General features: G+C 71.2%; 9 protein-coding genes. 7 read left to right on the top strand and 2 right to left on the bottom strand.

Going from position 1 to position 10,810, the window contains the following annotated elements; translation table 11 throughout:
* The coding region (locus tag B7X32_RS13325) for an HNH endonuclease signature motif containing protein (protein WP_292720410.1) at nt 1-1,452 on the bottom strand (1,452 nt) is incomplete at its 3' end.
* A gap of 137 nt (nt 1,453-1,589) precedes the next feature.
* On the opposite strand from B7X32_RS13325, the gene B7X32_RS13320 reads away from it, so the two are divergent.
* From B7X32_RS13320 to B7X32_RS13290, 7 genes are all read left to right on the top strand, one after another.
* On the top strand, nt 1,590-2,573 hold the full coding sequence (locus tag B7X32_RS13320) for a 1,4-dihydroxy-2-naphthoate polyprenyltransferase (protein WP_292720408.1): 984 nt from the start codon (nt 1,590-1,592) through the stop codon (nt 2,571-2,573).
* A gap of 80 nt (nt 2,574-2,653) precedes the next feature.
* The gene (locus tag B7X32_RS13315) at nt 2,654-3,328 is read left to right on the top strand and encodes a TlpA disulfide reductase family protein (protein ID WP_292720405.1); all 675 of its coding nucleotides are present in this window, start codon (nt 2,654-2,656) and stop codon (nt 3,326-3,328) included.
* A 13-nt stretch (nt 3,329-3,341) separates the two neighbouring features.
* Nucleotides 3,342-4,103, top strand: coding sequence for a cytochrome c biogenesis protein CcdA (locus B7X32_RS13310; RefSeq protein ID WP_292720403.1), 762 nt, complete (start codon nt 3,342-3,344; stop codon nt 4,101-4,103).
* Between the two features lie 49 nt (nt 4,104-4,152).
* Nucleotides 4,153-6,015: a cytochrome c biogenesis protein ResB gene (locus tag B7X32_RS13305; RefSeq protein ID WP_292720401.1), complete on the top strand. Its 1,863-nt coding sequence runs from the start codon at nt 4,153-4,155 to the stop codon at nt 6,013-6,015.
* A gap of 18 nt (nt 6,016-6,033) precedes the next feature.
* Complete coding sequence (gene ccsB / locus B7X32_RS13300; RefSeq protein WP_292720398.1) at nt 6,034-7,029, top strand: c-type cytochrome biogenesis protein CcsB; 996 nt, start codon at nt 6,034-6,036, stop codon at nt 7,027-7,029.
* Between the two features lie 25 nt (nt 7,030-7,054).
* Nucleotides 7,055-8,233 carry an SLC13 family permease gene (locus tag B7X32_RS13295; RefSeq protein WP_292720396.1) on the top strand — a complete coding sequence of 393 codons (1,179 nt, stop codon included), beginning with the start codon at nt 7,055-7,057 and terminating at the stop codon, nt 8,231-8,233.
* Nucleotides 8,234-8,260: 27 nt separating this feature from the next.
* Nucleotides 8,261-8,557, top strand: a complete 297-nt coding sequence (locus B7X32_RS13290; protein ID WP_292720394.1) for a DUF2277 domain-containing protein — start codon at nt 8,261-8,263, stop codon at nt 8,555-8,557.
* An 85-nt stretch (nt 8,558-8,642) separates the two neighbouring features.
* Here B7X32_RS13290 and B7X32_RS13285 read toward each other — a convergent pair whose 3' ends face one another.
* A complete protein-coding gene (locus B7X32_RS13285; protein WP_292720391.1) occupies nt 8,643-10,640 on the bottom strand; it encodes a YhgE/Pip family protein in 1,998 nt (665 codons plus the stop codon).
* Between the last annotated feature and the right edge of the window lie 170 nt (nt 10,641-10,810).

Raw genomic sequence — 10,810 nt, 5'->3', positions numbered from 1 at the left:
ATCCGGATCTTCGATCGTGAACGTGACGGGTGCGGGTGGCCGGTCGATGTAGATCGCGCCCGCGGGGCTGGTCCATTCCAGGACCCCCGCGCCGCGTTGTGTCACTTTCCAGGCCGTCTGATGTTTGAGGACGTGATGGCGTCGGCAGAGTCCGCCGAGGTTGCCTTCTTCGGTAGCGCCGCCGAACGCGGCATCGACCGTGTGGTCGAGGTCTTGGGTGCGGGGTGGGAGTCCGCAGGTCGGGAACCGGCACCGGGAATCTCTCGCGTGCAGCAACCGGCGCAGGTCTGCGTTGGGCCGGTAGTGGTCGACGGCGAGGATCGCCCCGGTGACCGGGTGGGTGAGGACGCGTTCCCAGGCGGTGCTCCCGCCGGCGAGGATCCGGGCGGTGTCGGTGTCGATGGGTTGCCCACCGGCGAGCTCACCGGGCTGCTCGGTGCGAACACCGAACATGGTGCCAGCGGTGCCGGCCGTGCCCTCCGGCGACCCGGATCCATCGACAGCATCGGCGGCGCCGTCGGCCGTGCCATCAGCGGTGCCGGCCGCTGCGGTGGCGTCCGCGGTGAGGAGGGTGAGCACGGGCACGGTGATCTCGACTCGCGCGTGGATCGCGGACAGCAGCCCGGCCGCGGTGTCGTGCCCGGACGCGACCCCGGTGAGGAGGGTGTCCGCGCAGAGGTCGGCGCGCAGCTGATCCATCGTCCGCTCATCACGGGCATCGCCCAGCCCGTCCACCTCGGAGGATCCGGCTTCGTCCTTCGCGGCCTGCGCGTTCGCGACCGCGACGGCCCGGGCCTGCTGGGTGAGCCGGTCGTAGATCCCGTCGATCACGGCGGCGGAGTGGATCAGCCCGAGGGCCTTCTGCCCGTCGCCGAGGTCTTCCCGCCACACCCGCCGCTCCGCTTGCGCGTCCCGGTGCCGGTCGGTGAGACTCCGCGGCGCGAGCCGTTCCGCGACCCGCTCCACGATCCGCTTCGCCCGGTGCGGGGTCTCCCCGGCACACACCTCCACCGCGATGCCCTCGAACTCCGCCCGCACACCCTCGTCGAGGCGGGCGCCGGCGTCCTGGATCACCCGCACATGGGCGGCGTTGATCCGCGCCTGCGTGAACGCCCGCATCGTCTCCGGGTACCGGTCCATCAGATCCGCGGCCCGTGCCATCCGGCCCTGCACCACCCGATCCGACATGCGCAGCACCCCGGCCAACTCCGCCGCGACCGACCGTGCCGCGATCTCCACCGCCTCACCCCGCGGGGATCCGCCATCGGCGTCCCGGGCGGCGAGGTCCTCGGCGACGCGCTGCGCGGCCGCGAGCTGCGCGTCCCGCAACGCCTGGAACCGGATGATCGACGCCTCCGCCGCGGCCACACCCTCCCGCAACACGCGCAGCACCGCGACCGGATCCACCGGGTCGACCCCGGGATCCAGAACCGCGCCTGCCGTGTTCGTCATGCGTCAAGTCAACACCGGGCCACCGACATTCCCACCCCGAAAAGCGACCCCTCAACAGGGAAAACATCACGAACAGATCACATCGTGATCGAGGCCCCCTCGGGTGGTCCCCTCACCGTCGCCGCTAGGATTCCTGCGTGGCGAACCGCAAGACCAACAAGACCGCATCCGCGTCCGCGCGCCCCTCAGCGCGCGGCCGTTCCGGCAACCCCGCGAAGCGTCCGGTCGAGCAGCTGCCGCCGGTCACCCTGGGCGACTGGATCGGCGCCGCGCGCCCGCGCACGCTGCCGCTCGCGATCGCGCCCGTGCTCGTCGGCACGGGCGCCGCCCGGCTGGGGGATCCGCAGTTCCACTGGGTCATCGCGCTCGCCTGCCTCGCGGTCGCCGTGTGCCTTCAGGTCGGCGTGAACTTCACGAACGACTACAGCGACGGCGTGCGCGGCACCGACGCGCACCGGGTCGGCCCCGCCCGGCTCACCGCCTCGGGGCGCGTCTCGGCCAAGAGCGTGCTGTACACCGGCCTGGCGTTCTTCGCGCTCGCCGCGATCGCGGGCCTCGGCATCACGATCCGCACCCAGCAGTGGTGGCTCATCGCCGTCGGCGCGGTGTGCATCGTCGCCGCCTGGTTCTACACCGGAGGCAAGCGCCCCTACGGCTACAACGCGCTCGGCGAGGTCTTCGTCTTCGTGTTCTTCGGGCTGGTCGCCACCCTCGGCACCACCTGGGTGCAGTCGCAGAAACTGCCGCAGGAGGCGTGGATCGGCGCCATCGCGATCGGCCTGTTCGCCTGCGCGGTGCTGCTGGCCAACAACCTCCGCGACATCGATCAGGACCGCCAGGTCGGCAAGCGCACGCTGACCGTCGTGATCGGCAAGCGGGCCACGCAGGTCCTCTACACCGTGTTCGTGATCCTGCCGTTCCTGGCCCTCGTGCTGCTCGCCCTGTTCTATCCGGTCGCCTGGGTGGGGCTGCTCGCCCTGCTCGCGTTCCTCCCCGCGGTCGTGATCGTCTGGGCGTACCGGTCGCCCAAGGAGCTCGTGATCGCGCTGGCGCTCACCTCGCTCGGCACGCTCGCCTACGCCGGAGCACTGTTCTGGGCGCTGATCTCGCCGGTGGTGTGAGCGGGCCGGGATCCCGGCGGACGGTCGCCGCGCAGGCCCCGCCCACCGGGTGCATAGAGTCTTTTCGTAAGATTCCGAGCATGCCTCTGAGTTCGTCGCGCCCGTCCGCGCCCACTGACACTCTCGGAGACCGGCGGTCCACGCGCTCATCCCGGCGCTCCCGCGTCGTCCGGATCACGGCCGCCCTGCTCGGCGTCGCGCTCGCCGGCGGCCTCGCCGCCTGCTCGAACGACCCCGTGGCCGATCAGTACCGCAACGGGGACAACAAGGGCTACATCGGCTCCGACGGCATGCGCGTCGAGGAGATCAAGCCCGCCGATCGGACCAAGCCCGTGACGTTCGGCGGCACGCTCGAGAGCGGCAAGGCCTTCACGAGCAGCTCGATCGCCGGCGACGTGGCCGTCGTGAACTTCTGGTACGCCGCCTGCGGGCCCTGCCGCGTGGAGGCGAAGGACCTCGAATCGGTCTCGAAGAAGTTCGCCGGCAAGGGCGTCTCCTTCGTGGGCGTGAACACCTACGACCAGGCCGGCACCGCGACCGCGTTCAACGACAAGTACGGCGTGACCTACCCGAGCATCATCGACGTGAACACCGGCGATGCGAAGCTCGCCTTCGCGGAGGTCACCTCGATCCAGGCGACCCCCACCACGCTCGTCCTCGACAAGCAGGGGCGGGTCGCCGCGCGCGTGATCGGTCCCATCGGCTCCGCCTCGATCCTCGAGACGCTCGTCCAGGACGCGCTGGACGAGAAGTGATGGGCGTGAGCGCGTGAACATCGACGCGATCGTCGGATCCGGCGCTCTCTGGGCGGCGGTCCCTGTGGCCATGCTCGCCGGGCTGCTGTCGTTCCTCTCGCCCTGCGTGCTGCCGCTCGTGCCCGGGTATCTCGGCTTCGTCGGCGGTGCGGTGGGCGGATCCGCGCCCCAGCAGGACGGAACCACGAAGGCGCCCACGCGCCGCCAGATGGTGCTCGGGGTGCTGCTGTTCATCCTCGGCTTCACCCTGGTGTTCATCCTCATGGCGGTCGTGGGCGGCACGGCCGGCGTCTTCCTGCTGCGCTGGGGCGACGTGATCACCCGCATCCTCGGCGTCGTCATCATCGTCATGGGTCTCGTCTTCATCGGCGTCTTCGGCTTCGCCCAGCGCACCGTGCGGATGAACGTGTCGGGTCGTGCCGGCCTCATCGGCGCCCCGCTGCTCGGTGTCGCTCTGGGCATCGGCTGGAGCCCGTGCCTCAGCCCGACGCTCTCGGCGATCGTCGCGCTGTCGGTCAACGTCGGCGACGTGAGCCGCGCGGTGTGGCTCGGCATCGCCTACTCCCTGGGCCTCGGCATCCCGTTCCTGCTCGTCGCGCTCGGCTTCGGCTGGGCGACGCGCTCGCTCTCGTTCCTGCGCCGCCACGTGCGCGTCGTCAACATCGTCGGAGGTGCACTGCTCATCGTGCTGGGTCTGCTCATGGTGACCGGCGTCTGGAAGGCGATCATGTCGAGCATCGGGGCGGTGGTCGGCAGTGTCGAACTCCCGCTCTGACACCGAGGCGGCCGAGGGGCCGGAGGCATCCGCGACCGTGAAGGATCCCATGCGCGAAGGCTCGAAGAAGCGCGAAGGCTCGACGAAGCAGGCCGGTGCCGATCGCTCGACCGACCCGCTGCGCCCGAGCGACCACATCGACGGCGACGGGGACTCGAGGGGCGACGGCGTCGACTCCCCGAAGCTCAACGTGGTCGGCTGGCTGCGCTGGGGCTGGCGGCAGCTCACCAGCATGCGCACCGCGCTCGTGCTGCTGCTGATCCTCGCGATCGCCGCGATCCCCGGGTCGATCTTCCCGCAGCGGATGGCGGATCCGAACGGCGTCACGCAGTGGAAGGCGGACCACCCGGACCTGTTCCCGATCCTGGACGGCATGCAGCTGTTCGACGTCTATCTGTCGGCGTGGTTCTCGGCCATCTACCTGCTGCTCTTCCTGTCGCTCGTGGGCTGCGTGATCCCGCGCATCAAGCACCATCTCAAGGCCCTGCGCTCGCGTCCGCCGCGCACGCCGGCCCGGCTGGGACGACTCGACGACCATCGCGAGACGACCCGCACGGTCGCCGGATCCGACCCCGCCGCGGCGGCGGAGCAGAGCATCGCGATCGCGGAGAAGCAGTTGCGCGCGCTGCGCTACCGCGTGCAGCGCTACGACGACAAGCGCGGTTTCTCGGTGTCGGCCGAGCGCGGCTACGCCCGCGAGACCGGGAACCTGCTGTTCCACCTCGCCCTGCTCGGCGTGCTCGTGTCGGTGGGCGTGGGCGGCAGCTTCGCCTACACCGGACAGCGCGTCGTCGTGCAGGGGACGAGCTTCGTCAACACCCTCCTGGACTACTCGTCGATGAACCGCGGTCGCTTCGTCTCCGACGACGCGCTCGCGCCCTACCGGATGACGCTGGACTCCTTCGACGTCACCTACCAGCCGTTCGATCCGAACAAGTCCTCCTCGGGTCAGGCGGGCGACTTCGCCGCGAACGTGACGGTCTCGGAGCAGGGGCAGAAGGAACGCGAGGACGCGGTGCGGGTGAACCACCCGCTCGGGATCGCCGGCGACCGCGTCTACCTGCTCGGCAACGGCTACGCGCCGACCATCACGGTCAAGAACGCCAAGGGCGACGTCGTCTTCCACGACTCGGTGCCGTTCCTGCCGCAGAACAACAGCACGATGATGTCGATCGGGATCGTCAAGGTCGCCGACGGCCTGCCGGAGCAGCTCGGGCTGCAGGGCTTCTTCTACCCGACCTCGGCGAAGCTGGCGACCGGGGCGCTCACCTCGGTCTATCCGGACCTCATCAACCCCACGCTCACGCTGAACGTCTTCGCCGGCGACCTCGGCATCGACGACGGCACCCCTCGTTCGGTGTACGTGCTCGACACCGGATCCATGACGCAGCTCACCGGCGGCAAGACCGGGACCAAGTCGATCGAGCTCGCCCCGGGCGAGACCACCGCGCTGCCGAACGGCATGGGCACCATCACGTTCGACAACGAGGCTCCGAAGGGCGCGAAGGACTACTCGCAGTCTGTCAAGCGCTACGTCTCGCTGCAGATCCGCCACGACCCCTCCGAGCAGTGGGTCCTGGTGTTCGCCGTGGTGGCCCTGCTCGGTCTCGTGCTCGCGCTGTTCGTGCCGCGCCGGCGCATGTGGGTCAAGGCGACGGTCGTCGACGGCGTCGTGCACCTGGAGTACGCCGGTCTCGCACGCGGGGAGGATCCGACCCTCGCCGCCGCGGTCGAGGACCTGCGCGACGGCCATGCGCGCCTGCTCGACGCCGATGGCGCGACTGTGGCGGTCGCGGAGCCGGAGGCGGCCCCCGATGCCGCCACCCCCGACGCCGCCAACCCCGACGCCGCAACGCCCGAAGAATCAGAGCCCGATGACCGCGGACGCTTCGACAAGCTCGGCGACCGATAGCGAAAGTAGGCTGACAGCATGAACTTCGACTCCCTGTCGATCCTGATGATCTGGACCGCGGTCGCGATCTACGCCGCGGCCTTCATCGCCTACGCGTTCGATCTCGCCAAGCGCTCGCAGGTCGCCGCCGATGCCAAGGCCGTCGTGCCGGAGCGCGAGCTCGTCGGTGCGACCGTGGGCGGGTCGGCCTCCTCGGCCGGTCGTGCGGCGGGATCCGGCTCCGCGGGAACGACGGCACCGGCCCCGCAGCGCTTCGTCATGGCGCGCATCGGCACGGCGCTGACCACGCTCGGCTTCCTGTTCCACCTGGCGGGCACGGTGCTGCGCGGCGTGGCCGCCGGCCGGGTGCCGTGGTCGAACATGTACGAGTTCTCGATGACGGGAACGCTGCTGATCATCGCGGTGTACATCGGCGTCAACATCTGGTTCGACCTGAAGTACCTCGGCACCTTCATCGTGGGCCTCGTCGTGGTGCTGCTCGGCGGCGCCGCCACCGGCTTCTACGTCGAGGTCGTGCCGCTCGCCGACCCGCTCAAGAGCGTGTGGCTGGTGATCCACGTGTTCGTGGCGTCGCTCGGCACGGCGTTCTTCGCGCTCGCCTTCGCGCTCAGCGTGTTCCAGCTCATGCAGGCGCGCCGCGAGGCGAGGGTGCTCGCGGAGGCCGCCAAGCCCGGTCCGCGCTTCCTCGCCACGCTCCCCTCCTCGGAGCGCCTGGAGGGCCTCGCCTACCGGTTCGCGACCGTCGGCTTCATCTTCTGGACGTTCACCCTCATCGCCGGATCCATCTGGGCCAACGACGCCTGGGGCCGTTACTGGGGCTTCGACACCAAGGAGACCTGGACGTTCATCATCTGGGTGCTCTACGCCGGCTACATCCACGCCCGCGCGACGCGCGGCTGGCGCGGATCCCGCTCGGCCTGGCTGTCGATCGTCGGCTTCGCCGCAGTGCTGTTCAACTTCACGATCGTCAACCTGTTCTTCAAGGGCCTGCACGTCTACTCGGGCCTGAGCTGACCGGCGCGACCAGCGGGAGCCGACGATGACCGCGCGGCGGGCCTGGCTCCGACCCGGTGCGCTGGCCGTGATCGCCCTGGCGCTCGTCGCCGCGGGCGTCGTGGTCAGCGGTCTCCTGCCGCTCGTCGATGCCGGGGCGCTGGCGGGACGTACGGTCCCCGTGCTCGGGTTCGTGATCGCGATCACGATCGTCGCGGAGCTCGCGCGGGACGCCGCCGTGTTCGACGTGATCGCCCAGCATCTGGCCCGCTGGGGGCGCGGCAGGGTGATCGCGCTCTGGGCGGCGGTGATCCTCCTCGCCGTGGTCAGCACGATCTTCCTCTCGCTCGACACGACCGCGGTGATCGTCACGCCGGTCGTCGTGCTCCTCGCACAGGGTGTGGGCGTCTCGCCCCTGCCGTTCGCGCTCGCCACGGTCTGGCTCGCCAACACCGCGTCCCTGCTGCTGCCGGTGTCGAACCTGACGAATCTGCTCGCCGCTCCCGCCATCGGCTCGGATCCGCTCGCCTTCCTCGCGCTGAGCTGGGCACCCGCGCTCGCGGGAGTGCTCGTGCCCGTCGTGATCCTCACGCTCGCGCACCGGCGGACGCTGTTCGGCCGGTACACGTCTCCGGTGCGGGCCGAACCCTCGGACCGCGTGCTGTTCCTCGTCTCGTCCGTCGTGCTCGTCGCCCTGCTGCCGCTGCTCGCGCTCGTGCGGGACGTGTGGATCCCGGCCTCGGCCGCCGCGCTGATCCTGATCGCGCTGTTCGCCTTCCGGAGGCGCCGTGCCCTCCGCCTCTCCCTGGTGCCGTGGCAGGCGCTCGCGCTCGCCGCGGCGCTCTTCGTGATCGTCGAGGCGGCCCACGTGCGCGGGCTCGCCGCGCTCCTCTCGCCGCTCGCCGCGAGCGGTCACGACCTGCTCGAGCTGCTGCGCGTGGCGGGCATCGGAGCCCTCGCGGCGAACGGGATCGACAACCTCCCCGCCTACCTCGTGCTCGAGCCGATCGCCTCGCACGACCCGGTCGCGCTGATGGCGCTGCTCATCGGCGTCAACCTCGGACCGCTGGTGACGCCCTGGGCGTCGCTCGCGATCCTGCTGTGGCACCACCGCGTGTCCGCGCTCGGGGTGTCCATCCCCTGGGGGCGGTTCGCGCTATGGGGCCTCGGCGCTGCGACGGCCACGGTGGGGGTGGCGGCGCTCGCGCTCGCGGCCGTTTCCTGAATCGCGGATCCGGGTTATCGTCTCGGCATGTGCCGGAACATTCGCTGCCTTCACAACTTCGAGCCGCCGACGAACGATGACGAGGTGCGGGAGGCCGCGCTCCAGTTCGTCCGCAAGGTGAGCGGATCCACGCATCCGTCGCGCGCGAACACTCCTGCCTTCGAACAGGCGATCGACGAGATCGCGCAGGCGACCCGGCGGATGCTCGATCAGCTCGTCACGAACGCCCCGCCGAAGAGCCGCGAGGCCGAGGCCATCAAGGGGCGGCAGCGTCACGAGAAGCGGATGGAGCGCGAGGTCAGGATCCGCACCGCCGCGTCCTGATCCGTGATGCGGTCCCGCGCACCGTCGTGAAGGAAAGACAGGCGCGGCCCCGGGGGAGGTGGGGCCGCGCCTGCCGCTTCCAGGCTCAGATCGCCGGGGCCAGCACCGCCCGGACCGAGGTCGTGCGGCGGGCCGTCACGGCCAGCGTCGTGGCGATCAGGGCGAGCACGGCCCAGACGGCGAGCGCGGCGATCGCGGATCCGACACCGTCCTCGCCCAGCAGCGCGGTCGCCGCGGGGGAGGTGGGCAGGAACCCGGCGATCGTGGCGAGCCATCCCGGCAGCGTCGAGATGATCCCCGCGCCGAGCGCGGCCACGCCCATGACAGCGGAGATCCAGCGGCCGACCCCGCCGAGCACGGCGACCAGGGCCTGGTTCACCGCGGCGAAGGCGATGCCCGCGAGCACGGCGACGCCCGCGAAGCCCCACCAGCGCGACGGGTCGTACTTTGCGACGATCTCGACCACGAGCGCCACCAGCAGGCCCTGGGCGGCGCCGATCGCGGCGGCCGGGGCGAACGCGCGCAGGGCGAGCGAGGCCGAGGCGCGGCGCGAGGTGAGCGCCCGCGCGGTGAACGCCCGCATCACGAGGAACGACGCCAGGCTGCCGAACCAGAGCACGACGGCCGCGAGCAGCGGGATCGCCGTGGGACCGAACATCCCTCCGGAGGTGTCGGCCTTCACGGGGTCGGCGACGACGGAGGCCAGCGACGACGCCTGGCTGTCGGTGCGCTTCGGCAGCGAGTCCGCCGCCTGGTGCAGACCCGAGGCGAGGCTCGACGTGCCGGTCGCGAGGGAGCCGATGCCGGTGCCGAGCTGCGTCGCGCCGTCGGCGAGCTGGGTCGCCCCCGACTGGAGCCCGGTGGCGCCGGTCGCGAGGTTTCCCGCGCCGGTCGCGCTCTGCGACGTGCCGTCGGCCAGCTGGCCGAGCCCCGCGGAGAGCTGGTTGACCCCGTCGGCCGCGGCGCGGAACTGGCCGGCGATGGTGGAGGTGGCGGCGGTGTTGAACTGGGAGAGGCCGGCGGCCGTCCCTGAGGCGGCACCCGCTGCCTGCGCAGCATCGGGCACCAGTTTCTTCTGGGCGTCCGCCACGGTCCCCGCGAGCTTGGCGCAGAATTCAGGTTGCGCCTTGGCGTCGCACGTCGAGCTCAATGTCGCGAGGCCGTCGACCAGGCCGCCGACGCCCTGGCTCACGCCTACTGTCGCCTGCTTGGTGCCGTTCGCGCCCGCGAAGAGTTCCGCAGGCACGAGCCCCTGCGCCTGCAGCGCATCCGCACCCTGCGCGAGCTGCGCTCCTGCCTGATTCGCACCGGTCTGGGCGGACGTGATCCCGTTCGCGATCGTGCCGAGGCCGTTCGAGAGCTGCGAGGCGCCGTCGGCGAGCTGGCCCGCACCGTCGGCGAGCTTGGTCGCACCGTCCGGGAGGGCGGCGGCACCGGTCGCGGCGGAGGCGGCTCCCGCGGCGAGCTTGTCGGCGCCGTCCGCCGCCTCGCCGATCTTGTCGCCCAGGGTGCCGAAGCCGACCAGGACGTTCTGCAGCGTGCTCTTGGAGATCTCGCTGCCCATGGTCGACGCGGCGGTCGCGGCGATCTGGTTCGCGATGAGGCCGTCCGCGGCGCGCGCCTGCGGAGCGGTCGTCACCGAGATCGTGGCCTTCTCGGCGGACTTCGCCGGATCCTGCACGGCGCTCCCGCCCGAGACCGCGGCCGCGGAGAAGTCCTTCGGGATCCGCACGACGGCCTGGTACGTGCCGTCCTTGAGGCCGGCCGCGGCGTCCTTCTCGTTCGAGATCACCCAGGTGAGGTTCTCGTCCTTCTTCGCTTCATCGCCTTTTCCTGGGCCGTCGACGAGGCCCGCCGAGAGCTGGCGCCCGAGCGGGGCGAGCTGCCCGTTCACCGTGACGGGCTCGTCGTCGTTCACGATCGCGGCGGTCATGGTGTCCAGGCGCTGCGTGGGATCCTGCAGCGCCGCGACGAGCACGCCGCCGAGGACGGCGGGCAGCAGCAGCACCCCGATGAGCGTGAGGGCGGTGATCGGCTTGTGCGAACGGGCGCGTTCGATCAGCGCGGACAGGCGGTTGGTCATGCGGTCACCTCGTCGAGGTCGGTGGTGGGAGCATCGGCGGTCGTGAGCGGTGCGGGCGCGGTCGGCGGATGGTCGAGGTCCCGCGTCTGCGGATCCGTCCACCCGGCGTCGGTCAGCAGCCGTGCGGCGGCGGAGTCGTCGGCGGCCGTGGCGAGCACGGCGAGCGGGCC

The sequence above is a fragment of the Microbacterium sp. 13-71-7 genome (assembly GCF_002257455.1).
Classification (GTDB): domain Bacteria; phylum Actinomycetota; class Actinomycetes; order Actinomycetales; family Microbacteriaceae; genus Microbacterium.
Note: the sequence above shows the minus strand (reverse complement) of the source record. Positions and strands in the feature narration are given on the sequence as shown.